The sequence below is a fragment of the Mesorhizobium sp. B2-1-8 genome (assembly GCF_006442545.2).
Taxonomy (GTDB): Bacteria; Pseudomonadota; Alphaproteobacteria; order Rhizobiales; family Rhizobiaceae; genus Mesorhizobium.
The window spans coordinates 4385405-4408390 of sequence record NZ_CP083952.1 but is presented as its reverse complement, the minus strand read 5'-3'; the positions used below and the strand labels follow the sequence as shown (position 1 = coordinate 4408390).

General features: G+C 62.6%; 29 protein-coding genes. 12 read left to right on the top strand and 17 right to left on the bottom strand.

The features are described 5' to 3' along the window. The first annotated feature begins 17 nt into the window (after positions 1 to 17). Both FJ970_RS21690 and murI read left to right on the top strand, forming a co-directional pair. Positions 18 to 938, top strand: a complete 921-nt coding sequence (locus FJ970_RS21690; RefSeq protein ID WP_140755198.1) for an RNA methyltransferase — start codon at positions 18 to 20, stop codon at positions 936 to 938. Further along, a complete protein-coding gene (murI, locus tag FJ970_RS21685) occupies positions 931 to 1800 on the top strand; it encodes a glutamate racemase (protein WP_140755196.1) in 870 nt (289 codons plus the stop codon). The genes FJ970_RS21690 and murI overlap by 8 nt, the downstream gene beginning before the upstream one ends. Here the strand turns inward: murI and FJ970_RS21680 are convergent. After that, complete coding sequence (locus tag FJ970_RS21680; RefSeq protein WP_140755194.1) at positions 1744 to 3126, bottom strand: RNB domain-containing ribonuclease; 1383 nt, start codon at positions 3124 to 3126, stop codon at positions 1744 to 1746. The two genes, murI and FJ970_RS21680, sit on opposite strands and share 57 nt — an antisense overlap. Positions 3127 to 3284: 158 nt before the next feature. Here FJ970_RS21680 and FJ970_RS21675 point away from each other — a divergent pair, with 158 nt between their 5' ends. After that, the gene (locus FJ970_RS21675; protein WP_140755192.1) at positions 3285 to 3467 is read left to right on the top strand and encodes a DUF3008 family protein; all 183 of its coding nucleotides are present in this window, start codon (positions 3285 to 3287) and stop codon (positions 3465 to 3467) included. An 85-nt stretch (positions 3468 to 3552) separates the two neighbouring features. Here the strand turns inward: FJ970_RS21675 and FJ970_RS21670 are convergent, their stop codons facing one another. Then, on the bottom strand, positions 3553 to 3747 hold the full coding sequence (locus FJ970_RS21670; protein WP_140755190.1) for a hypothetical protein: 195 nt from the start codon (positions 3745 to 3747) through the stop codon (positions 3553 to 3555). A 375-nt stretch (positions 3748 to 4122) separates the two neighbouring features. Here FJ970_RS21670 and rpsD point away from each other — a divergent pair, with 375 nt between their 5' ends. The 4 genes from rpsD (at position 4123) to FJ970_RS21650 (ending at position 7093) form a co-directional block, all read left to right on the top strand. Beyond that, a complete protein-coding gene (gene rpsD / locus FJ970_RS21665; RefSeq protein WP_140755188.1) occupies positions 4123 to 4740 on the top strand; it encodes a 30S ribosomal protein S4 in 618 nt (205 codons plus the stop codon). Between the two features lie 150 nt (positions 4741 to 4890). Then, positions 4891 to 5778 (top strand): tRNA 2-thiocytidine(32) synthetase TtcA, encoded by an 888-nt coding sequence (ttcA, locus tag FJ970_RS21660; RefSeq protein ID WP_140755186.1) that lies wholly within the window; start codon positions 4891 to 4893, stop codon positions 5776 to 5778. Continuing rightward, on the top strand, positions 5768 to 6595 hold the full coding sequence (locus FJ970_RS21655) for an inositol monophosphatase family protein (RefSeq protein ID WP_140755184.1): 828 nt from the start codon (positions 5768 to 5770) through the stop codon (positions 6593 to 6595). The genes ttcA and FJ970_RS21655 overlap by 11 nt, the downstream gene beginning before the upstream one ends. 69 nt (positions 6596 to 6664) lie before the next feature. Then, the gene (locus FJ970_RS21650; protein ID WP_140755182.1) at positions 6665 to 7093 is read left to right on the top strand and encodes a cell envelope integrity protein TolA; all 429 of its coding nucleotides are present in this window, start codon (positions 6665 to 6667) and stop codon (positions 7091 to 7093) included. 29 nt (positions 7094 to 7122) lie between these two features. On the opposite strand, the gene FJ970_RS21645 is transcribed toward FJ970_RS21650, so the two are convergent. The 5 genes from FJ970_RS21645 to purL form a co-directional block, all read right to left on the bottom strand. Further along, positions 7123 to 8307, bottom strand: a complete 1185-nt coding sequence (locus FJ970_RS21645) for a multidrug effflux MFS transporter (RefSeq protein ID WP_415752049.1) — start codon at positions 8305 to 8307, stop codon at positions 7123 to 7125. A gap of 285 nt (positions 8308 to 8592) precedes the next feature. Next, entirely contained in the window at positions 8593 to 8928 is a 336-nt protein-coding gene (grxD, locus tag FJ970_RS21640; RefSeq protein ID WP_013895877.1) for a Grx4 family monothiol glutaredoxin, read from the bottom strand. A 151-nt stretch (positions 8929 to 9079) separates the two neighbouring features. Next, a complete protein-coding gene (locus FJ970_RS21635; RefSeq protein ID WP_015318146.1) occupies positions 9080 to 9313 on the bottom strand; it encodes a BolA/IbaG family iron-sulfur metabolism protein in 234 nt (77 codons plus the stop codon). Positions 9314 to 9448: 135 nt separating this feature from the next. After that, positions 9449 to 10000, bottom strand: a complete 552-nt coding sequence (locus FJ970_RS21630; protein WP_140755180.1) for a hypothetical protein — start codon at positions 9998 to 10000, stop codon at positions 9449 to 9451. A 7-nt stretch (positions 10001 to 10007) separates the two neighbouring features. After that, entirely contained in the window at positions 10008 to 12239 is a 2232-nt protein-coding gene (purL, locus tag FJ970_RS21625; protein WP_140755178.1) for a phosphoribosylformylglycinamidine synthase subunit PurL, read from the bottom strand. A 244-nt stretch (positions 12240 to 12483) separates the two neighbouring features. Here purL and FJ970_RS21620 point away from each other — a divergent pair, with 244 nt between their 5' ends. Then, on the top strand, positions 12484 to 12648 hold the full coding sequence (locus FJ970_RS21620) for a hypothetical protein (RefSeq protein ID WP_181178252.1): 165 nt from the start codon (positions 12484 to 12486) through the stop codon (positions 12646 to 12648). A gap of 66 nt (positions 12649 to 12714) precedes the next feature. Here the strand turns inward: FJ970_RS21620 and FJ970_RS21615 are convergent, their stop codons facing one another. Beyond that, entirely contained in the window at positions 12715 to 14124 is a 1410-nt protein-coding gene (locus FJ970_RS21615) for a PLP-dependent aminotransferase family protein (RefSeq protein WP_140755176.1), read from the bottom strand. A gap of 92 nt (positions 14125 to 14216) precedes the next feature. Here FJ970_RS21615 and FJ970_RS21610 point away from each other — a divergent pair, with 92 nt between their 5' ends. Continuing rightward, complete coding sequence (locus FJ970_RS21610; RefSeq protein ID WP_140755174.1) at positions 14217 to 14468, top strand: DUF1127 domain-containing protein; 252 nt, start codon at positions 14217 to 14219, stop codon at positions 14466 to 14468. 8 nt (positions 14469 to 14476) lie between these two features. Here the strand turns inward: FJ970_RS21610 and FJ970_RS21605 are convergent, their stop codons facing one another. From FJ970_RS21605 to purC, 7 genes are all read right to left on the bottom strand, one after another. After that, a complete protein-coding gene (locus tag FJ970_RS21605; protein ID WP_140755172.1) occupies positions 14477 to 15118 on the bottom strand; it encodes a Pr6Pr family membrane protein in 642 nt (213 codons plus the stop codon). Between the two features lie 7 nt (positions 15119 to 15125). Then, positions 15126 to 15533, bottom strand: a complete 408-nt coding sequence (locus FJ970_RS21600; protein WP_140755170.1) for a hypothetical protein — start codon at positions 15531 to 15533, stop codon at positions 15126 to 15128. After that, positions 15530 to 16195: a glutathione S-transferase family protein gene (locus FJ970_RS21595; RefSeq protein ID WP_140755168.1), complete on the bottom strand. Its 666-nt coding sequence runs from the start codon at positions 16193 to 16195 to the stop codon at positions 15530 to 15532. Before FJ970_RS21595 ends, FJ970_RS21600 begins: the two co-directional genes overlap by 4 nt. Positions 16196 to 16259: 64 nt before the next feature. After that, a complete protein-coding gene (gene purQ, locus FJ970_RS21590; protein WP_140755166.1) occupies positions 16260 to 16928 on the bottom strand; it encodes a phosphoribosylformylglycinamidine synthase subunit PurQ in 669 nt (222 codons plus the stop codon). After that, positions 16925 to 17179 carry a hypothetical protein gene (locus FJ970_RS21585; RefSeq protein ID WP_140755164.1) on the bottom strand — a complete coding sequence of 85 codons (255 nt, stop codon included), beginning with the start codon at positions 17177 to 17179 and terminating at the stop codon, positions 16925 to 16927. Before FJ970_RS21585 ends, purQ begins: the two co-directional genes overlap by 4 nt. 18 nt (positions 17180 to 17197) lie before the next feature. After that, a complete protein-coding gene (gene purS / locus FJ970_RS21580; RefSeq protein ID WP_140755162.1) occupies positions 17198 to 17440 on the bottom strand; it encodes a phosphoribosylformylglycinamidine synthase subunit PurS in 243 nt (80 codons plus the stop codon). Positions 17441 to 17483: 43 nt separating this feature from the next. Beyond that, positions 17484 to 18278: a phosphoribosylaminoimidazolesuccinocarboxamide synthase gene (gene purC, locus FJ970_RS21575; protein WP_013532127.1), complete on the bottom strand. Its 795-nt coding sequence runs from the start codon at positions 18276 to 18278 to the stop codon at positions 17484 to 17486. Between the two features lie 277 nt (positions 18279 to 18555). Here purC and FJ970_RS21570 point away from each other — a divergent pair, with 277 nt between their 5' ends. Next, positions 18556 to 18876 carry a DUF1476 domain-containing protein gene (locus tag FJ970_RS21570; protein WP_140755160.1) on the top strand — a complete coding sequence of 107 codons (321 nt, stop codon included), beginning with the start codon at positions 18556 to 18558 and terminating at the stop codon, positions 18874 to 18876. A 109-nt stretch (positions 18877 to 18985) separates the two neighbouring features. Next, on the top strand, positions 18986 to 19759 hold the full coding sequence (locus FJ970_RS21565) for an HpcH/HpaI aldolase family protein (protein WP_140755158.1): 774 nt from the start codon (positions 18986 to 18988) through the stop codon (positions 19757 to 19759). Positions 19760 to 19862: 103 nt separating this feature from the next. Here FJ970_RS21565 and FJ970_RS21560 read toward each other — a convergent pair whose 3' ends face one another. Then, on the bottom strand, positions 19863 to 20417 hold the full coding sequence (locus FJ970_RS21560) for an RBBP9/YdeN family alpha/beta hydrolase (protein ID WP_140755156.1): 555 nt from the start codon (positions 20415 to 20417) through the stop codon (positions 19863 to 19865). 245 nt (positions 20418 to 20662) lie between these two features. On the opposite strand from FJ970_RS21560, the gene FJ970_RS21555 reads away from it, so the two are divergent. Beyond that, positions 20663 to 21475, top strand: coding sequence for a VOC family protein (locus FJ970_RS21555; protein WP_140755154.1), 813 nt, complete (start codon positions 20663 to 20665; stop codon positions 21473 to 21475). Positions 21476 to 21670: 195 nt separating this feature from the next. Here FJ970_RS21555 and purB read toward each other — a convergent pair whose 3' ends face one another. Beyond that, a complete protein-coding gene (purB, locus tag FJ970_RS21550) occupies positions 21671 to 22978 on the bottom strand; it encodes an adenylosuccinate lyase (RefSeq protein ID WP_140755152.1) in 1308 nt (435 codons plus the stop codon). Positions 22979 to 22986 lie beyond the last annotated feature (8 nt).

The window sequence follows — 22986 nt, the reverse complement described above, 5'->3', positions numbered from 1 at the left end:
GCAGTTCATTGACAGTCATGCCTATCACCAAAGACCCCGCTAACACCGCAGCCGCCGGCCCGGCGATCATTCTGGTCGAGCCGCAGCTCGGCGAAAACATCGGCATGGTCGCCCGCGCCATGGCCAATTTCGGACTGTCGGAGCTGCGCCTGGTCAACCCGCGCGACGGCTGGCCGAGCGAGAAGGCGCGCGCCGCCGCCAGCCGTGCCGACCATGTCATCGATGTCGTCACCGTTTACGAGGATCTGGCCTCGGCGCTCGCCGACCTGAACTTCGTCTTCGCCACCACCGCCAGGCAGCGCGACGGCTTCAAATCCGTGCGCGGCCCGGTGGAAGCGGGCAGGATGCTGCGTGCCCGTCACGGAATGGGGCAACGCACCGGTATCCTGTTCGGTCGTGAGCGCTTCGGTCTCTACAATGACGAGGTTGGCCTTGCCGACGAGATCGTCACTTTCCCGGTCGATCCCGATTTCTCCTCGCTCAACATCGCCCAGGCGGCCTTGCTGATGTCCTATGAGTGGATGAAGTCGGGCCTGGAGGACGAGACCAGAACCAATTTTTCGGGGCCGGAGATGAAGCCGGCAAGCAAGGAAGAATTGCACGGCCTGTTCGCCTATCTGGAAGGCGCGTTGGAAGCGCGCGGCTATTTCCGGCCGGCGCCGAAGAAGCCGAAAATGGTCGACAATCTGCGCGCCGTGCTGACGCGCGCCGGCTTCGCCGAACCGGAGCTCAAGGTGTTGCGCGGCATCATCTCGTCGCTCGACCGGTTTTCACCCGCGATGCCGCGCGGCGATGGGTCACCGGGCGATGACCCGCGGCGTTTGCCCGCGGCCGCCGCGCGCGCGCGCAAGGCGGAGGCTGCTGGCCGGGTGCCGGACGCCAACGGCGACGATGCGGACACGCCGCCGCTCGGCGGCAAGGGAACCGACAATGACTGAGCAGCCGATCCTGATGTTCGATTCCGGCGTCGGCGGGCTCACCGTGTTGCGCGAGGCGCGTGTCCTGATGCCCGACCGGCGCTTCATCTATGTCGCCGACGACGCCGCTTTTCCTTTTGGCGCCTGGGAAGAGCCGGCGCTGCGCATCCATATACTGGAGCTGTTCGCCAGACTGCTCGACCGGTTCAAGCCGGCCATTTCGGTCATTGCCTGCAATACCGCCTCGACGCTGGTAATCGACGCTTTGCGCGAGACCTTTCCCGGCCATCCCTTTGTCGGCACGGTACCTGCGGTCAAGCCGGCGGCCGAGCGCACGCGCTCGGGGCTGGTCTCGGTGCTGGCGACGCCGGGCACGGTGAAGCGGCAATACACGCGCGACCTGATCAGCAAATGGGCGCAGAAATGCCATGTCCGCCTGGTCGGCAGCGACAGGCTGGCGGGCCTGTCCGAAGCCTACATGCGCGAGGGCTTCGTCGACGAGGAGGCCGTACGCGCCGAGATCGCTCCATGCTTCATCGAGCGTGACGGTATGCGCACCGATATCGTCGTGCTGGCCTGCACGCACTATCCCTTTCTGGTCAATCGCATGCGCAAGACCGCGCCGTGGCCGGTCGACTGGATCGATCCGGCCGAGGCGATCGCACGGCGTGCCCTTTCGCTGCTGCCGCCCATCGATGGGGCGCTGCCGCAGGGCGAGCCCGACATCGCGGTCTTCACCTCGGGCAAGGCGGATTTCGCCGTCAGCCGCCTTATGCAGGGTTTTGGGCTGACCGTGCACTTAGACAGTGGCGGAGCTGCCCGCCACTCAAACAGGTTCGAAAACGATCCTGCGTTGATCAGGATCGGCCAGGACCAGCCTTAGCATCAGACCGTCGCCCTGTCTGGGGCCGGAGGCCTTCACGGTGGCGACCACAGGCATGTCGGCAAGTTGAACGCGCACGCCATGGTCGACGAGGTCGGTGACGACGGCTTTGAATGTCTCACCCTCGCGGCCTTCCAGCATTATCGCCTCCGCAAGGTCGATGGCCGCGTGGTTGATCTGCGAAGCGCGGGAATCGGCACGTCCCATCGCCTTGGGCAATCGGGCGAACGCGTCGGTTACTGCCTGGGGCACGGGCTGGCCGTTGGCGATAGCCAGCGCGCAGCGCACGACATAGCGATCGGCAAGTCGCCTGAGTGGCGCCGTTGCATGGGCATAGGTCGCGGCCATCGCCTCATGCCAGGGGACAACGCCGTCCTGATAGGGCTGATAAGACGCGCCGGGGCTTGCATGGCGGATTTCCAGCATCAGCGCCGCCTGTCGCGGATCGGTCGGGTCGAGGGTTCGCTGATAGTCTCGCAACGCGGTGGAGGCCGGCCAGGACAGTCCGAGAGCCTGTGCCGCGTTGCGCAGTCTTTGAACCTTGAAGGCATCCGGCCCCGACATCACCCGAAACAAGCCGGTGTGGTGCGCCAACATGGCATCGGCAATCGCCATGTTGGCGGCCAGCGAAAGCGCTGCGTTGTCCTGCTCGGATTGCAGCAGCGGTCTGAACGAAAGCCGGTACGTGCCGTCGGCAAGCCTCTCCACCTCCTGCTCGGGTGGATCGACGCGGGAAGCCCCACGGCGCTGTTCGTTCATTGCCATGCGCAGCGCCATTTCGGCGAAGCCGGCCGGAACGTCGGAAGCCTTCACGCTGTCATAGGCGAGCTTGGCGCGGCTTTGAATGATTGCCCGCTCCGCGCCGTCCAATTTCGTCGCGCCGTCCTGCGCAACCCGGACCGTGAAGATAACAGCTGGACGGGGTCCATCCGGCAACAGGCTTGCCGCACCCTCGGCAATCACCGGCGGGTAGAGCCCGGCCTTGCCGTCCGGCAAGTAAAGTGTCTCGCCCCGCGTCCAGGCCTCGAGATCCACCGTGTCGCCGTCCTCGACGAACCAGGCCACGTCGGCAATGGCATAATGCAGCAGAAGGTCACCGCCGCTCGCCTCGATCGAGAACGCTTGATCGAGATCGGTGGAGGCAGCCGGATCGAGCGTGACGAAGGGCATCGCCCTTCGATCGGCATGCTGGTCGGGCACACGTTTGGCCGCCGCCTCGGCCGCGGCCACTACCTCAGCCGGAAATCCATCCGGCACGTGTAATTCGCTGCGGATTTTCGCCAGGCCAGTCGAGAGAGCCTGTGAGGGATCTGTCAGGGATTTCATTCAGCCGTCCTACACTGGGGTTCCGGACACGGGAAGGCTGCCAACGAAAATCGCCAAGGCCGGCCACCGGCTGCCACCGGGTGGACCGGAACGAGCCACCGGCGCTGGAACCGCCGCCGAAACGCGGCGTTTCTCTTGACAGCAAAGGAGAACCCGCCATGCCAGCCACCTCGAAAGCCCAGCAGAAGGCCGCCGGCGCCGCACTCTCCGCCAAACGCGGCGAGACCAAGAAAAGCGAACTCAAAGGCGCTTCCAAGGGCATGTATGAATCGATGAGCGAAAAGCAGCTCGAGGAATTCGCCGAAACGAAGCGTAAGGGATTACCGGCGAAAAAATCCTAGGATCGAGCGCTTCGAGCCAGACTACCTTGGAATGAAAAAAGGCCAGCGACGGTTCGCTGGCCTTGGGATTGTCGCGTTGAAATGCCTACCAGCGGCAGCGCCGTACTCTCTCGACGATCACCCTGCGATGACCATGCCGCCACACCACTCTCTTTTTGACGATGACGCGGCAGACCTGTCTATGGCCATGCCAATGGCGCGCCATGGCCGGCTCCGGGGCCACCGCCATCGATCCTGCAAGCACCGCGGCGCCTGCCAGGGTAAGGAAGAACTTCTTCATGCAAATTGGGCTCCTCTAGCTCCAGTCCCTTCTTGGTGCCGCTGGCGCAAACCTCCCGCCACATCCGGCATCGCATCAACGCCCTAAACGCTATACGGTTGCGCCACGCCGCGCCACTCACAAGCTTGACACCGGTTAAATCTCGGTTTAACCAGCCGCCAACGCCGGGCAGCGATGTCCGGTGTTTGTTTTGTATACGCAAGATCTGTCACGACAGTCGTTTCCGATCTTGTTTGAACTGACGTGTCCCGTGGGTTTTCCGCCGCGTTGCGTGGGAAAACCCTGTCAGGTCTCGAAAACGGAGGCCAGAGGAGGGCGCGTTTCCTTCACCCGGACCATGAGGTGCCGGGTGTGTTGTTTTGAAAAGGGAATGCGATGAGCAAGCGCGAATCCGCGAAATACAAGATCGACCGCCGTCTCGGCGAAAATATCTGGGGCCGCCCGAAGTCCCCGGTCAACAAGCGTGAATACGGCCCCGGCCAGCATGGCCAGCGCCGCAAGGGCAAGCTTTCCGACTTCGGCCTGCAGCTGCGCGCCAAGCAGAAACTGAAGGGTCACTATGGCGACGTTTCGGAAAAGCAGTTCCGCAAGGTCTATGAAGAGGCCGACCGCCGCAAGGGCGACACCTCGGAGAACCTGATCGGCCTGCTCGAATCGCGTCTCGACGCGGTCGTCTACCGCGCCAAGTTCGTACCGACCATCTTCGCCGCCCGCCAGTTCGTCAACCACGGCCACGTCAACGTCAACGGCAAGCGCGTCAACATCGGCTCGTACCGCTGCAAGCCGGGCGATGTCGTCGAAGTGCGCGAAAAGTCGAAGCAGCTGGTCATCGTCCTTGAGTCGGTCGGCCTCGCCGAGCGCGACGTGCCGGACTACATCGATGCCGATCACAACAAGATGGTCGCGACCTTCTCCCGCATCCCGGGCCTCGCCGACGTTCCGTTCGCCGTGCAGATGGAACCGAACCTGGTCGTCGAATTCTATTCGCGCTAAGCGAACGCTTTTCTGCGATACCGGAAAGGCCGCCCATCGAGGCGGCCTTTTTGTTTCAGGCATCCGCTTTGCGGCGTGTCGCTGAAATCAATTTCGATTTTCCGGCCAATGCGCTAAGCCGGCGGAAGTCACATCCGGGGCCGTCGCGCCATGAACATGCAGCCAGACATCGAAACACTTGAACCGGCCGCCGAAGGCGGCTCCCACCCGCTGTTCGCCGAGGTGCCGTCCTCGGTCGAGTTCAACAAATTGCGCAAGCGGCTGCTGCGGCAGACCCGCCAGGCGATCGAGGACTTCTCGATGGTGAAGCCCGGCGAGCGCTGGCTGGTGGCGCTGTCGGGCGGCAAGGACTCTTACGGCTTGCTAGCCTTGCTGCTGGACATGAAATGGCGCGGGCTGCTGCCGGTCGAGTTGCTGGCCTGCAATCTCGACCAGGGCCAGCCGAATTTCCCCAAGCACATCCTGCCTGACTACCTCGACGCCAACGGCATAGCCCACCGGATCGAATACCGGGACACCTATTCGGTCGTCACCGGCAAGCTCCCCGAAGGCAGCACCTATTGCTCGCTCTGCTCGCGGCTGCGGCGCGGCCATCTCTACCGGATCGCGCGTGAGGAGGGATGTTCGGCCCTAGTCCTCGGCCATCATCGCGAGGATATTCTCGAAACCTTCTTCATGAACCTGTTCCATGGCGGCCGGCTTGCCGCCATGCCGCCAAAACTGCTCAACGACGACGGCGACGTCATGGTGTTGCGGCCGCTCAGCTACTGCGCCGAGGTCGATCTGGAGAAATTCGCCGCCGCGATGCGGTTCCCGATCATCCCCTGCGACCTCTGCGGCAGCCAGGAAGGGCTGCAGCGCAACGCCATGAAGGCGATGCTCGAAGACATCGAAAAGCGGATGCCTGGCCGCAAGGACACGATGGTTCGTGCTCTGTCCAACACCAGGCCGTCGCATTTGCTCGACCGAAAGCTGTTCGATTTCGCCGCCCTCAATGAAACCCTCGCGATCAGGCAAGATATTCCCGATGACATTTGACGATACCGCGATCGACTGGCTGGCCGGCATTCTGGCCGAGGCAGCCCAAGCCGAAATCATGCCGCGCTTTCGACGATTGAGCGATGGCGATATCAGGCAGAAGACTTCCGCCGCAGACCTGGTGACGGAGGCCGATGTCAACGCCGAGCGGCTGATCACCGCCAGGCTGCGCGAGCGCTATCCCTCGGCCATGGTGGTGGGTGAGGAGGCCTGCTCCGACAATCCGGCGCTGCTCGACGGCTTGGGCGACGCCGAACTGGCATTCACCATCGATCCGGTGGACGGCACCTTCAATTTCGCATCCGGCGTACCGCTGTTCGGCGTCATGCTGGCGGTCGTGGTCAGCGGCGAGACGGTCGCGGGCATCATCCATGATCCGGTGGGCAAGGATTGGCTGATCGCGGCCAGGGGTGCCGGCAGCCATATCAGGCATGCACATGGCAGCCTGGAGAAAGTGCATGTGGCGCCGCCCGTGCCGATCTCGCAAATGACCGGCGCGGTCTCCTGGCAATATCTCGAGGAACCGGAGCGTTCACGCCTTGCGCGCAATCAGACCAAGGCACTGTCGCAGTTCGCCTATCGCTGCGCCGCGCACGAATATCGCCTGCTGGCCAGCGGACATGCGCATTTTGTCGTCTACAACAAGCTGATGCCCTGGGATCATCTGCCCGGCGTGCTGATCCATCAGGAAGCCGGCGGCCATGCAGCGCGTGTCGACGGCAGCGCCTATCTGCCCTCGCATGTCGACGGCGGCCTGCTTGTCGCGCCGGACCAGGACTGCTGGCAGGAACTGCGCCGCGAGCTGTGGGCGGAATAGGATCAATTCCTGGGGCTTGAACTGTTGGGTTGTACGGTCGAACCCTTGCGTTCTGGCGGAGGCTCTCGAATGAAACGTCGGTTCGCGGTTTTTGCGGCACTTACCTTGTTTGCGAATTGCAACGAGGCGCTCCCGCAAGAGCGCCCCTGCCGTAGCACCGATCCCATCGACACCATCAAGGAGATGTCGGACGCCATCTATGCGTGCTGGCAGCCGCCGCCAGGAACCGCGGGCATGTCTTTGACACTGCGGTTCTCGCTTCGCCGCAACGGCACGCTGATCGGCAAGCCTCGTGCCACCTATTCTGACTTAGGGACCGATTCCCAGCTCGGCCGTGCCTTCGTGGCATCCATCATCAAGGCACTCGACGACGCTCTACCGTTGCCCTTTTCAGATGGCATGGGCGGGGCGATCGCGGGGCGAATGCTTTCTCCTCGCTTCACGGCTCGCTCGAAGATACATCCTGACGCACGTCGCTTGGCCCCGGCTTGGCTTTAAGCCGAACAAAACTCAAGGCGTGTGTTGTCTCAGTGCAGGTCGGTGACGTGCCCTGAGACGGGGGCGTTCTGCGGCTGGAACATCTTGCCGCGCTCGGCAATCAGGATCATCAGCAGCGCGGCAACCGAGACGCTGCAGAACCCAGCGGCCAGCGGCGTCACCGTGCCGTTGAAAGCCTGACCGATCAGCGTGCCGAGAATGCCGCCGAGAAACGTCTGCATGAAACCCAGGATGGACGACGCCGTTCCGGCCAATTGGCCAAGTGGCTCCATGGCCAATGCGTTGAAATTGGCGCCGAGGCAGCCAAACGGTAGCATGGCGCCGGCAAAGAAGGTGATGAACAGCCAGAGCGGCATCTTCGTTTCGAGTGAAACCACCAGCCAGGCCAGGCTGATCACCAGAAACAGCAGCAGCGCGCTTTGCGACAGGCGGCGCATGCCGACGCGGCCGACGAGGCGCGAGTTGAGATAATTGGAGAAGGCGAGCACGCCCGCGACACCGGCGAAGATGACGGGGAACATCTCGCCGACGTCGAAGACGTTGACATAGATCTGCTGCGCCGAGGCGATGAAGCCGAACATGGCGCCGAAGATGAACGTGCTGGCGAAGGCATAGCAGAGCGCGATGCGGTTGGTGAGCACGATGCGGAAGCCGCCGACAATGGAGGATACCGTCAGTTGCCGGCGGTATTCGGGATGCAGCGTCTCGGGCAGGCGCAGCAGCGACCATGCCGACACGACCAGGGCGCCGACGGCCATGGTGACGAATATCCAATGCCAGGTCGCGAACAGCATGATGAACTGGCCGATGCCTGGTGCCACGACCGGGATCGCCATGAACACCATGAAGATCAGCGACATGACTTCGGCCATACGCCGGCCATCGAATGTATCGCGCACGATCGAGACCGCGATGACGCGCGTGGCGGCCGCGCCAATGCCTTGCACGGCGCGGCATATCAAAAGTGTTTCAAAGCTCGGCGCGATGGCGGCCGCTGCGGCCGCCGCCACATAGATGATCAGGCCGGCGACGAGCGGCGAACGGCGTCCGAACCGGTCCGAGATCGGCCCGAAGAACAGTTGGCCGCCGCCGAAACCCAGTATGTAGGCGGTGATCACATATTGCCGGTGGTTTTCATTCTCGACGCCGAGCGAGGCGCCGATCTGCTGCAGCGCCGGCAGCATGATGTCGATGGCCAGCGAATTGAGCGCCATCAGCGCGGCGCAGAGCGCGATGAACTCCCAGCGCGGAATGGGCAAGATGCTTGCCCCGGGCAAGGTGCTTGCCCCGGGCAAGGTGCTTGCCCCGGGCAAGGTGCTTGCCCATTCCGGCGCTGATTTCTGCTGGTCCACGGCAAGTCCGATCTCTCAAACGAAAACGCGCCGGCGGGCCGGCGCATTGGCTCGTCCTGGTCCCGGGATCCGGGATGTAAAAAATTGCCGAGGTGGGGCCGCCCCGGTGGCCGGGGCATGTCGATATCGACATGCCCGATACTGAAGTCAGGCGGCGCCTTTGACGCTCACGCCCTTCTCGACCAGGAAGGTCTGCAACTCGCCGGCCTGGAACATTTCGCGGATGATGTCGCAGCCGCCGACGAATTCGCCCTTGACGTAGAGCTGCGGGATCGTCGGCCAGTTGGAATAGTCCTTGATGCCCTGGCGCAGCTCGGCCGAGTCCAGGACGTTCACGCCTTTATAGTCGGCGCCGATATAGTCGAGGATCTGCACGACCTGGCCGGAAAACCCGCATTGCGGGAAGCCGGGCGTACCCTTCATGAAAAGGACGACGTCGTTGCCCTTCACTTCATTGTCGATGTAGTCGTTGATACCGCTCATGGAATATCCTTTCACGCCTGTGGGAGTCAGGCTCGAAGCATGTCTTTCAAATAAACCCATAGGTTGCCCGAAACAAGACTTTAGCCATGCCATCACCCGAATGGCGCAAAGAATGGGCCGTTTTGGGCCAAGCGTGTCGGGTGGGAATGCCTCAGTCGGGAACGCTGGTCTGCAGCGCCAGCGCATGCAGCACGCCGCCCATATTGCCCTTCAGTGCGTCATAGACCATCTGGTGCTGCTGGACGCGGCTTTTTCCCCGAAAGCTCTCGGCCACGACTTCGGCCGCGTAATGGTCGCCGTCGCCGGCGAGGTCGCGGATCGTCACGCGGGCATCCGGTATGCCGTCCTTGATCAGTTTTTCGATGTCGTGGGCGTCCATTGCCATTGCAGAAATTCCTGTTTCGGGAGGGCGGCGGCGCGGCGGCCCATGCGATGAGAGTCGGACAAGCCTAAAGCCTTTCCAATCCGGATTGAAGCGGTTCCGTCCGGTGTCCGTTCCGTTGGTGTTCAGGAGATGGTTTCACCCAGGCCCCTGCGCCGGCTCATCCTCGCGCATCGAGAAGGCGCGGCCAAGGCTGAAGACCAGCACGTAGAGCGGGGTGTTGACCGCCAGGTTGGCGATCGGCAAATAGCTGGTCATCCGCCAGGCAGGCGAGAAGAACGGCTGACCGTAACCATCGCAGACGAGCGAAGAGCCATACTCCCACAAGGCCCCCAAGACAGCCGAGACGGCGAAAAGCTTGATGCAGGTGACGATGTGCCTGGCTCGCGTTGGCTCCGGCAGGAGCCGGTTCCAAAGCACCAGGCAGACGATCGGAACCGCATAGATGAGGTTCTGCAGGACCAGCATCGGAAGCGTGTCGTTGGCCGCGGCGAGAAATTCGGCGCGTGTTTCCAGCCTGGGACAAACCTCACTCGAGGTCGTCGACAGCAGGAAGAAGACGAACGGTCCGAGGCACCAGAAGAAGAACAGCGACGGCCAGAAGACGACTGCAAGCAGCGCCCGTACGGCCAGTTTCTTATGATTGAGCAGGATCTTTTCCGAAAACCGGTTTCCACTTTTCGGGATCATGCTCTCGTCAATTGGCCTGATCCATGAAACGCGGGAACCAGCCTTCATGAGCGGCGGTCAGATCGCTGACCGGGATTGCCCTGGCATCGCCGAGTTTCAGCCCGTTGCCCCCCGTCGAGCCGATCCACGGCGCGAAGATGCCCAGTTCGCCCTGCTGCTTGCGGATAGCGTCCCATTCATCGCCATGCGGATCGATCGACAGCGTCAGGAGATAGCGGCCCTGGTCTTCGCCGAACCAGACCGGGATCGGATCGGTACCGACCAGTCCGGGAACGGTCGCGCCGATGCCCGACGCCATCGCCATTTCGGCCAGCGCCACCGCGATGCCGCCGTCGGAGACGTCATGCGCCGCCGTGACGATGCCGGACGCGATCAACGAGCGTACATGGTCGCCGACGCGCTTCTCGTGCTCGAGATCGACCGGCGGCGGCGGGCCATCGCTGCGACCGTGGATATCCCTGAAATAAACCGACTGGCCAAGATGCGTTCCCCAGGAAGCCGGTGCGCCGACCAGCAGGATCATCTGGCCTTCCGCCGCAAAGCCGATCCGCGCCATCTTCGACCAGTCCGATATCAGGCCGACGCCGCCGATGGTCGGTGTCGGCAGGATGCCCTGGCCGTTGGTTTCGTTGTAGAGCGAGACGTTGCCGGACACGATCGGGAAACCAAGCGCCCGGCAGGCGTCGCCAATGCCCTTCACCGCGCCGACCAGCTGGCCCATGATCTCTGGCCGTTCGGGATTGCCGAAATTGAGATTGTCGGTGGCAGCGAGCGGCAGTGCGCCCGTAGCGGTCAAATTGCGCCAGCATTCGGCCACCGCCTGCTTGCCGCCCTCATAGGGGTCGGCTTCACAGTAGCGCGGCGTCACGTCGGAGGAGAAGGCCAGCGCCTTGGTCGGATGTCCCTCCACGCGCACCACGCCGGCATCCCCGCCCGGAATCTGCAGCGAATTGCCCTGGATCAGCGTGTCGTACTGTTCCCACACCCAGCGACGCGAGGACAGGTCCGGTCCGCCTAGCAGCTTCAGCAGCGCATCGGCGAGGTCGGCTTGCGGGATGTCGTTGGCGGCAAGCGGCGCCGGCTTCTTGGACTCCACCCACGGGCGGTCGTATTCGGGAGCCTTGTCGCCGAGATCCTTGATCGGCAGGTCGGCGACTTCGTCGCCCTGGTGCCGCACGCGGAAGCGCAGATCGTCGGTGGTCTTGCCGACGATGGCGAAGTCGAGGCCCCATTTGTGGAAGATCGCCTCGGCTTCCTTTTCCTTTTCGGGGCGCAGCACCATCAGCATGCGCTCCTGGCTTTCCGACAGCATCATCTCGTAGGCGCTCATGCGCTCTTCGCGCACCGGCACCTTGTCGAGGTCGAGCTCGATGCCGAGGTCGCCCTTGGCGCCCATTTCGACCGCCGAACAGGTTAGGCCGGCCGCACCCATGTCCTGGATGGCGATCACGGCGCCCGAGGCCATCAGTTCGAGAGAGGCCTCCAACAGGCATTTTTCGGTGAAGGGGTCGCCGACCTGCACGGTCGGGCGCTTCTCGTCGATCTTGTCGTCGAATTCGGCCGAGGCCATGGTGGCGCCGCCGACGCCGTCGCGGCCGGTCTTGGCGCCGAGATAGACGACCGGCAGGCCGACGCCCTTTGCCTCGGACAGGAAGATGGCATCGGTCTTGGCAAGTCCCGCGGCAAAGGCGTTGACTAGGATGTTGCCGTTGTAGCGGGCGTCGAAATTGACCTCGCCGCCGACCGTCGGCACGCCGAAGGCATTGCCGTAGCCGCCGACGCCGGAAACCACGCCGGCGACGAGATGCCTGGTCTTGGGATGGTCGGGCGCACCGAAGCGCAGCGCGTTCATCGCCGCGATCGGTCGCGCGCCCATGGTGAAGACGTCGCGCAAGATGCCGCCAACGCCGGTCGCCGCACCCTGATAAGGCTCGATGAAGGACGGGTGGTTGTGGCTTTCCATCTTGAAGACGACACAGTCTCCGTCGCCGATGTCGACCACGCCGGCATTCTCGCCCGGGCCTTGGATGACCTGCGGACCGGTGGTCGGCAAGGTGCGCAGCCATTTCTTCGAGGATTTGTAGGAGCAGTGCTCGTTCCACATCGCCGAGAAAATGCCGAGTTCGGTAAAGCTCGGTTCGCGTCCGACCAGATCCAATATGCGCTGATACTCGTCGGGCTTCAGCCCATGCGCGGCGATAAGGTCCGGTGTGATCGGCACAGAATTGGAAATGGTCATGGGCGGCGGTCTATGTCCATGGAGCAGGGATTTTGAGTCTCCTCTTATCGCAAGCTTTGCGGCCGATACACCCGTCGGCGGAGGAAAAAGGCAGAAAGCAACAGGGTGATGACCACGACGGATCGCGCCAGACCCTTCCGTACGCGACGGAAGGCGCCCAGCCAGCTATTGGAGCCTCGTAAAGCCAAATGGGGAACGCCATGATGCCCCGGTCGTTAGGTCCCTATCACTAGGAGACAGGATCATGGCTACCAAGCAAGGCAAGAACGACAATCGCCTCTCGGACAAGGAGGCTCTCCATATAGCGGAGACCACCGACGCTTCGCCCCGGCAAGCCAAGGAATTGGCCGAGAAGCACGGTAAGGACAAGGCCGAGAAGGAAGCCAAAAACTTCAAGGCCGAAGGCTGATCCGAGTCCGGTTCAAGTCCCAGTTTCGCAAGGCGGCGTCTCGGGGCAAGCTGGGGGGCGCACGGTTCAGGAAAAGCTGTCGTAACCTGCGCGGCCTTCGTCCAGAAGCCGCCTGATCACCGCGACGCCGCCCGCAATATCCTCGCGCCGCCTCGGCTGCGAAACACCGAAGCGCACCCCATGGAAAACCCGCTCCGAGCGCCCAGCCTTGAATTCATCCTCATCGTCGATCAGCACGCCGTGCTCCAGGCAGGCATTCTTGAAGGTGCCGGAAAGCCAGGGATCGGGCAGGGTGAGCCAGACGAATGGCACTTTGTCGTGCGACTTGAATGAGAAGCCCGCCAGACTTTCGCGCACTATGGACATGCGGGCGCTGATCTCCGCGATGCTGCGCTTGCGGATTTCGCCGGCCTGGCCGGAAAGCACCAGCCGGGCATTCACCTCCGCCAACAGGAATGGCATGCCGCCGGTCATCATCTTGTGGGCGACACGGATGCGATGGCGATAGGCGGGCGGGCAGGAGAGCCAGCCGCCACGCAGACCGGCGGCGACCGATTTCGACAGGCCGCCGGCAATGATGGTGCGTTCGGGCGCAAATTCGGCAAGCAGCGGTGTCGGGTCGTCGGTCAGATGGCCGTAGAGGTCATCCTCGATCAGGATGACGTTGTATTCACGGGCGACACGCGCGATCGCCTCGCGGCGCGCCGGCGACAAGGTCACCAAGGTCGGATTCTGCGCCGTCGGTATCAGAAATATCATCCTGGGATGCTTTTGCGCGCAGACCCGTTCGAAATCCGCCGGATCGAGGCCTTCATCGTCCGAGGCCACAAGCGCGGTGCGCCGGCCGATCAGGCCGGCGCTGCGGGAAATCTGCGAGTAGGTGAGGTGCTCGAAGGCGACATAGTCGCCCGGCGTCGTCAGGGCCGCGATCGCGGCCATCACCGCGGCATGAGTGCCGAGAGTGGGGACGATTGTATCGGTCGTTGGCCGGAAGGCGTTCCGTGACAGCCACCGGGCGCCGGCTTCGTACCAGCGATCCGGGAAATCGCGCGTGTAGCTCGAAATCTCATGCGGATGGTCCTGTGCGGTGCGCGACAGGACGTCGGCGACAATGGCGCCCTGGCCGATGTCCGGAGCTGCCGTGCTGTCGAAACGCAGCTTGTCCTTGGGGGCATCGACGGAACGAGTGCCTTCGACGCTGGTGTCGGGGGCCTCTGGCTTTGTAACGCCAATGTTCTCGCCCAGCACAAAGGTGCCCCGTCCGACCTCGCCACTGACGAGGCCGCGCTCACGCAGCAATTGATAGGCCCGGCCGATCGTGCCGACCGTGGCACCGATGTCGTAGGCGAGGTCGCGCTGTGGCGGCAGCTTTGCCCCGGCGCCGATCACACCCCGGTCGATATCCGCTTCGATGGAATCCGCGAGGCGCTGATACAGCGGACCTGAACCCGTGAGATCTGGAACCCAATTTGTCATGGTGACAATTTTCTATATTGCACCGTTTTGGGAGTCAATACATATCAATAGCGCGCTAAAAAGGGTGCAATTGATATTCGGGCAGAAAGAAAATGGATACAATCGGAACATTCCACCACCCGAGAACCGAATTACTCGGCCAGCCTGCTCGCCCGACCGGGCAGCGCGGCTTCGCCGGCCGGCTTGTGCAAGTGGTCAGGTCGCTGGCGAAATGGATCGACCATCTGCTGGAACGCCGGCGCGGCCGGCTGGCACTGCTGGAGATGACCGACGATCAACTCAAGGACATCGGCCTCTCGCGCTGCGACGCTCACCGCGAGGGCATCAAGCGGCTCTGGGAATAGCACCCGGCCTATCGGGCGCCTTTGCTCCTGACGCGCTTGATGCCGTGATCGACGAAAACGGCGACGACGCATATCGCCACGAACAGCGCGGTGATTGCGAGCGCCGCTACAGTGACGCTCTCGACGCCGTTCCTGGCGATATCGAGAAAGGGGTAGGGCACCTCGCCCGCCAGCGGCGCCCGGGCCAGCGCATAGGCCAGATAGGCGATGGGATAGACAACCCACCAGGAGATGTCGCTCCATCTCGTTCTGCCGTCGGCGCCTGATATCAGCCACCACAGGACAAACAGCACCGGCGTCACATAGTGCAGCAGGACGTCGCAAAGCAGGAACAGGCCTTGTGGCTGCCAGAGCCGCGCCAGCACAGTGGCATAGACAATGAAGACCAGAGTGATCGAAACCGCGACGCCCGCGCGCATCCGTGGTCCGGCAAAGGCCGGCAGCCACGCATAGCCGCTGGATGACAACAGCGAGGTGTGGACCAGCACGGCGCCAATGTTGGTCAGGATGGTGAAGAAGCTGAAATAGAACACGATCGAGCCCGCCAGGCTGCGGCCTGCTTCCATCGATGCCGGAATGGTGATCGAGAACTGCAGGGCGAGCGCTATCAGGCCAACAACCAACCCTCCGGTCTGCAGGAACCGGCCCATGGCTGGCTCAGGCTGTGGCTGCGCAGGCCGGATTGCCGGCCTGCCAGCGCGCGACATCCGAGCTGATGCGTGCGCCAAGCGGGTCGTTCATCAACGGTCCGAAGACGTCGATATGGCTTGAATTCCCCTGCGCCTGCACGACCAGCAAGGGTTTGCCGCCATAGTGCTTGGCCGGCACCAGCAGGAAGCGCGGCTGGCCGCTGAACGAGTTCAGCTCATTGGCCATCTGATATTGCTTGAAGGCTGGATCCTTGCTGGCGATCCAGCATTTGTGAGCCGATATCGCCACCTGTTCCATCGCCAGCAGCGCGGCACTTTTGCCCGACGGCACGGGCGTGCTCTTGGGGCTCGATTGGCACGATGCCAAGGCAAAGCCTGACGCGGCGATCAGGGCGATCGTCCTGTTCTTGATCAAGCGGCACCCATTTCGAGTTCGGACGGAAAGATCTTCAGGCCGTCGGTCATCTCGCCCCATACCCTGGACAATGCGGGATGCTGCGAAGCGATCTGCTGATAAGCATCGAATTTGGGATAGGCGTCGAGCAGGTCGTGGCGGCCTGTCATGGAGCGGAAATTGTTGAGGATGAACCGTGTCGGCGTCAGCCAGGCATCGGCAAGGCTGATGTCGTTGCCGAGCGCGAAGGGGCCTTGCGCCATGCGTGCCTCGATGGCCGCCAGCCCATGGTGGAGACGGGCGAACTGGGCGTCGATCTCGGCAGTGTTGCGCTTCGGCACGAAATGCAGCTCGAAAAGCTTCATCGTCGGCGTCAGCACATCGAGATCGGTGATGCGCGCGAACATGCGCACCAGCGCGCGGTCCTTCGAATCGGGCGGCAACAGCGCCGGTTCGGGAAACCGTTCTTCGAGATACTCGGCGATGACCACCGATTCGACGATCGTTTCGCCCGAGCCGGTGATCAGAACCGGAATCCGGTTCATCGGCGATATGGCGCGAAACTCCTCGGGGATCGGAAAACCCGGCGGCGGCGCGATGATCTTGAGTGGCACGTCCTTGATATAGGCCAGTGCCCGAACGATCGACGAGTAGGGCGACAGCGGCCGCGAATAGAGTTTCATGACCGTCTCTCCCTCACGCTATGATTTTGAACTGCCGCAATTCTCGAGGTTGCGGTTGCAAACTTCAAGCGGCAATGCCCAAGGCGCCTTCGAACAGCGCCCTGCCGTCATTGCCGCCATGCGCCGCTTCTATCAGGTTCTCGGGATGCGGCATCAGGCCAAGCACATTGCCTTGTTCACTGACGATGCCGGCAATGTCGTTGATCGAGCCGTTCGGATTGGTGCCTTCGGCATAGCGGAACACCACCTGGCCTTCGCCTTCGAGACGGGCAAGCGTGTCGGCGTCGGCAAAGTAATTGCCGTCATGATGCGCCACCGGCGAGCGGATGATCTGGCCCGGCTGATAGCGACGGGTGAACATGGTGTTGGCGTTGGCGATTTCGAGCTTGACCTGCCGGCAGACGAACTTCAGCGAGGTGTTGCGCATCAGCGCACCGGGCAGCAGTCCCGCCTCGACCAGGATCTGGAACCCGTTGCAGACTCCGATCACCATCACGCCCTTGGCCGCCTTTTCGGCGACCGCCCGCATCACCGGCATGCGTGCCGCGATCGCGCCGCAGCGCAGATAGTCACCGAAGGAGAAGCCGCCCGGAATGGCGATCAGGTCGACATCGGGGATTTCGGTGTCGGTCTGCCAGACGGTTGCCGGCGCCTGTCCGGAAATCTTGGTCAGCGCCGCGATCATGTCGCGGTCTCGGTTGAGGCCAGGGAGAAGGACGACGGCTGATTTCATTTTGGTTCGTAAGGCCTCTGAGCTTCGGCAAGTTCGCGCAGGTCGAGACGGCGTTCTATGCGTTCAAGTCGATCATCCTGGCGGGCGAGAATGCCATAGATGTTATGGATGTCACTTTGCGTTGCCACCATGTGACCCCGCATAACATTCAATTCCCGTTTCGTCTCGGAAACGTCCTGACGAAGCTCACCAATTTCGTGATGCACGCGCTTCAGCAGCTCGAACATCAACTCAATCGTGACTTCCGGCATGCTGCCTCCGACACAACCTCAGGTAAGCGTCACACTATAATTCTCAATCACCGTATTCGCCAGCAGCTTGTCGCACATGGCCTTCAAGTCGGCTTCAGCCTTGGCCTTGTCGCTTTCCGCCAGCTCGACGTCGAACACCTTGCCCTGCCGCACCGCGCCGACGCCTTCGAAGCCCAGTCCCGACAGCGCGTGTTCGATTGCCTTGCCTTGCGGGTCGAGAACGCCGTTCTTGAGGGTGACGGTAATGCGGGCCTTGATCACGCTGGACGTGCTCCTGTTCTGAATATCGGGTTGCAAGCCGCTGTCAGTGCGGCTTGCCTTTGAGGCCGTCGGTCGAGGCGACCAGCACCGGACCGGTGGGACGCGGCGGCTCGTTCTCGTTCATGATGCCGAGGCGGCGGGCGACTTCCTGATAGGCCTCGACGAGGCCACCCATGTCGCGGCGGAAACGGTCCTTGTCGAGCTTGTCCTGCGTCGCCACGTCCCACAGGCGGCAGGAGTCCGGCGAAATCTCGTCGGCCACGACGATGCGCATCATGTCGCCCTCGAACAGGCGGCCGCACTCGATCTTGAAGTCGACTAGCTGGATTCCGACGCCCATGAACAAGCCGGAGAGGAAATCGTTGACGCGGATGGCGAGCGCCATGACGTCATCGATCTCCTGAGGACTTGCCCAGCCGAACGCCGTGATGTGCTCTTCCGAAACCATCGGATCGTCGAGCGCGTCAGCCTTGTAATAGAATTCGATGATCGAGCGCGGCAGGACGGTGCCTTCCTCGATGCCGAGGCGCTTGGACAGCGAACCGGCGGCGACATTGCGCACCACCACTTCGAGCGGGATGATCTCGACTTCCTTGATCAACTGCTCGCGCATGTTGAGCCGGCGGATGAAATGGGTCGGAATGCCCATGCGGTTCAAATGATTGAATATGTATTCGGAAATGCGGTTGTTGAGCACGCCCTTGCCGTCGATGACCTCGTGCTTCTTCTTGTTGAACGCGGTTGCGTCGTCCTTGAAGAACTGGATCAGCGTGCCCGGCTCGGGTCCTTCATAGAGGATCTTGGCCTTGCCTTCATAAATGCGGCGGCGATTTTTCATTTGAATTTTTCTCTGGATTTGCGGGCAGGCGGCAAGCGAACCACTTCCTGCCCGTCCGCCTGAATTAATGCGGCGACGGTGACGTTCAATGCCGGGTCTATCCCAATCACACCGTTTGCTCAATCGGCAAATCCTTCCAATCAACCGCTTTCGGGACTGAAATGCCGCAGCGCAGCATATGACGAAGCATATTGACCGGCCCGCGACCTTTTGGTTTGTGCTTCGGCAACACACATATTCACCTGCCAACGAATCGGATTTGACCCGGAGGGACGCCATGAGCAGCATGAAAGACCGCGAAGAGGGCTTCGAGCGCAAATTTGCATTCGACGAAGAGCTTCGGTTCAAGGCCTCGGCGCGGCGCAACAGGGCGCTTGGTTTGTGGGCCGCCGAAAAGCTCGGAAAATCCGGTCCTGACGCCGACACCTACGCCAAGGAAGTCGTTGTTTCCGACATCGAGGAAGCCGGCGACCATGACGTGTTCCGCAAGATCCGCAAGGATTTCGACGCTGCGGGCGTCGACCAGTCCGATCACCAGATCCGCCGCACCATGGACGAACTGATGGCGCAGGCGATCGAGCAGATCAGGAACACCTGATCCGGCCTCTTACTGGACCAATCGACCGCCCGGCCGATCCGGGCGGTTTTTCTTTGCCTTTGCGGCGGTTTCCGGCTGAAACTGCCGGCGTTAACAAGGAAGAGATTAGATGTCCCTGAAGTCCCGTCTTGCCGCCGATGAAACGCTGGTCACCGCCTGGTCGGGCGTGCCGGATGCCCTGACCGTGGAGATCCTCGCCAGGCAGGACTTCGATGCGGTCACACTCGACATGCAGCATGGCGGCCATCACGAGGACAGCGTCCTGCGCGGCCTGGCACTGGTACTGGCTGTGGGCAAGCCGGCGCTGGTGCGCATTCCCGTTGGCCGTTTCGACATGGCCAGCCGTGCCCTCGATTTCGGCGCCGAAGCGGTCATTGCGCCGATGGTCAACTCGGTGGCCGATGCAAAGCTGTTCGCCGCCGCCATGAAATATCCCCCGCTCGGCGAGCGCTCGTGGGGCCCGACCTATGCCTTCCCCCGCCATGGCAAGGGGGACTATGCCGAATGGCTGCGTGACACCAATCAGCGCACCATGGCGTTTGCGATGGTCGAGACGCGCGCCGCGCTCGATGCGCTCGACGGCATCCTCGATACGCCGGGCATCGATGGCATTTTCCTCGGGCCATCCGATTTCTCGATCGCCTGGACCAACGGCGCCACGGTCAATTCCACGCTGGAAAGCATGATGGAGACGGTGGCCTCGGTTGCCGAGCGCACCCGCAAGGCCGGCAAGCATGCCGCGATCTACGTCGTCGAACCGGCTATCGCCGGCCGCGTCGTGTCGATGGGCTACCGCCTGCTTGCCACGGGCTCCGAGCATGCGCTGATTTCGCTGGGAGCAAAGACCTTGCTCAAGGGCATCAAGGATTCGATTGGCGCCTGACGCCAGAGCAATTCCAGGAAAAGCGCGTAGCGCTTTCCCTAGGGAATTGCGTGAAAACAAAGAGTTAGAGCGGGTCGGCGATTCTATCAAGCGCTGAACCGCTCTAAGCCTTCAGGTCCGTCAGGAACTTGGCGAAGGTCATCGATCCCTCGGGCCAGGGGCCAAAACCTGAATCCTCGCTGAGATGACCGGTCTCGCCGGCGTCGATAAACAGCGAGCCCCAGGCGCCGGCGATGTCCTCGGCGACATCGAAGGGGCAAAAGGGATCGTTGCGGCTGGCGATCACGATCGACGGAAACGGCAGCGGCTCGCGCGGATAAGGGCCGAAGGTCATCAGATGCCTCGGTTTGATCGTGGGGTTGGCGACGTCGGGCGGCGCCACGAAGAAGGCGCCGGCGACCGGCTTTTGAAATTGCGGAATGGCTTGTACGGCCGCGGCCACTCCCAGTGAATGGGCGACGAGAACGACAGCTCTCTGCGCCTCGTTGACCGCCTTGGCCACGCTCGCCGTCCAGTCCTCGCGCACCGGCTTCGACCACTCCGCCTGTTCCACGCGTCGCGCCGTCGACAGCTTCGATTGCCAGCGGGTCTGCCAATGCTCGGGTCCGGAATTGGTGTATCCGGGGATGATCAGAATATCTGCGTCTTTGACTTTCATGGCGCTGAGATAGCGAGCGCGATTGTCTGATGCAACCGTTGATGGACGCGCCCTACGCTCGCAATGGTGAACACCATGTTCGCTTTTCGCTCTCTTGTGTGAACGATGGCGATCGACGATGTCTGTTGGGAAAGAAACAGCCGTGGAGGACCGGGATTTTGGCGCTGACACGACGTACAATGATCGGCGGCGCCGGGCTCCTGGCTTTGGGAACTTCGCGAAACGTTGCCGCAACGGAGACAATGATGAGCGAACTGCCATTTGCCGCCACCACGCCGGTGAGCGTCGCCCGGGTCGGGCTGAAGGCGCGTGATGCCGAAAGCCTCGCGGCCTATTACCGACGGGTTGTCGGCCTGCAGGAACTGAGCCGTGCCGATGGCGCGATCACCCTGGGCGCAGCCGACCGTCCGCTGCTGGTGCTTGAACCGGACGTGTCCGCCAAGCCGGACGATCCGCGCAGCGCCGGCCTCTTCCACACGGCATTCCTCCTGCCCAGCCGCGCCGATCTCGGCCGCTGGATCAACCACGCCATCGCAGACAAGATCGCCATCGAGGGGGCTTCGGACCATCTGGTCAGCGAAGCGCTGTACTTGACCGATCCCGAGGGCAACGGCATCGAGATCTATGCCGACCGCCGCCCGCAGGACTGGAAATGGAACGGCGACAAGATCGCCATGGCGACCGAGCGGATGAACATTCCTTCTGTCGTTGCCGAAGTGCCGGCCGGCGACGCGGGCTGGCAAGGCGCGCCGGAAAACAGCATTGTCGGCCACGTCCATCTGCGCGTCGGCAGGCCGGAAGAGGCGGAAGCCTGGTGGAACCAGGAGTTCGGGTTCGACACGGTGGCCAAATATGGCGGCCAGGCGGTGTTCCTGTCGTCAGGCCATTACCATCACCACATCGGCGCCAATGCCTGGCAGAGCGCCGGCGCCGGCCGCCGCGACCCGTCCCGCTCCGGCCTTGCCTGGGTCGAGATGCGTTCGGACAATGTGAGCAGCGCAACGACCCGTGAGGACCCCTGGGGCACGGTGATCAGGACTGTGCCTGGGAAGGCTTGATTGGGCGTCAACACAGCTTCTTTCTCCCCGTCGCTATACGGGGAGAAATGCCCGGCAGGGCAATGAGGGGCGGCGCCGAGGTTGCAAGGTTATCGTTTCTGACACAATGCGATGAGTAGCTTTAACCGCCGAAGTTGGCGCTGCCCCTCATCCGCCTGCCGGCACCTTCTCCCCGTAAACGGGGAGAAGGAAAGCTCACGCCGCTCCGAACACCCGCTTGAAGATCGTGTCGACGTGCTTGGTGTGGTAGCCCAGGTCGAATTTCTCACGGATTTGCGTCTCCGGCAGCGCGGCTGTCACTTCCTTGTCGGCAAGAAGTTCCTCAAGGAAATCAGCGCCTTGCTCCCATACTTTCATGGCGTTGCGCTGCACCAGCCGGTAGGAGTCCTCGCGCGACAGGCCAGCCTGCGTCAGAGCCAGCATCACGCGCTGGGAATGCACCAGGCCGCGGAATTTGTTCATGTTGTTCAGCATGTTCTCGGGATAGACGACCAGCTTGTCGACGACGCTGGTCAGGCGTGACAGCGCGAAATCGAGCGTCACGGTGGCGTCCGGGCCGATCATGCGCTCGACCGAGGAGTGCGAGATGTCGCGCTCATGCCAGAGCGCCACGTTCTCCATCGCCGGCAGCGCCATGGAACGCACCATGCGGGCAAGGCCGGTGAGGTTTTCGGTCAGCACCGGGTTGCGCTTGTGCGGCATCGCCGACGAGCCTTTCTGGCCCGGCGAAAAATACTCTTCCGCTTCCAGCACTTCGGTGCGCTGCAGGTGCCGGACCTCGATCGCCAGTCGCTCGATCGAGGAGGCGATGACGCCGAGCGTGGCGAAGAACATGGCGTGGCGGTCGCGCGGGATCACTTGTGTCGATACCGGTTCCGGCTTCAGTCCCAGCTTTTGAGCCACATGTTCCTCGACATAGGGCTCGATGTTGGCGAACGTGCCGACCGCCCCTGAAATCGCACAGGTGGCGATGTCCTCGCGCGCGTGCACCAGCCGCTCGCGGCAGCGCGAGAATTCGGCATAGGCCTGCGCCAGCTTGATGCCGAAGGTGGTCGGCTCGGCATGGATGCCGTGGCTGCGGCCGATGGTGACGGTGTCCTTGTGCTCGAAGGCGCGGCGCTTGAGTGCGGCAAGCAACGCATCGATGTCGGCGAGCAGGATGTCGCTGGCGCGGGTGAGTTGCACCGCAAAGCAGGTGTCGAGCACGTCCGAGGACGTCATGCCTTGATGGATGAAGCGCGCGTCGGGTCCGACGAATTCGGCAAGATGGGTGAGGAAGGCGATGACGTCATGCTTGGTGACGCGCTCGATCGCGTCGATCTTCTCGACGTCGAATTCCGCCGCGCTTCCCTTTTCCCAGATGGTTTTGGCCGCTTCCTTGGGGATAACGCCCAGTTCCGCCAGCGCATCGCAGGCATGGGCCTCGATTTCGAACCAGATGCGAAACCGGGTTTCGGGCGACCAGATGGCGACCATTTCCGGCCGGGAGTAGCGAGGGATCATACGGATTG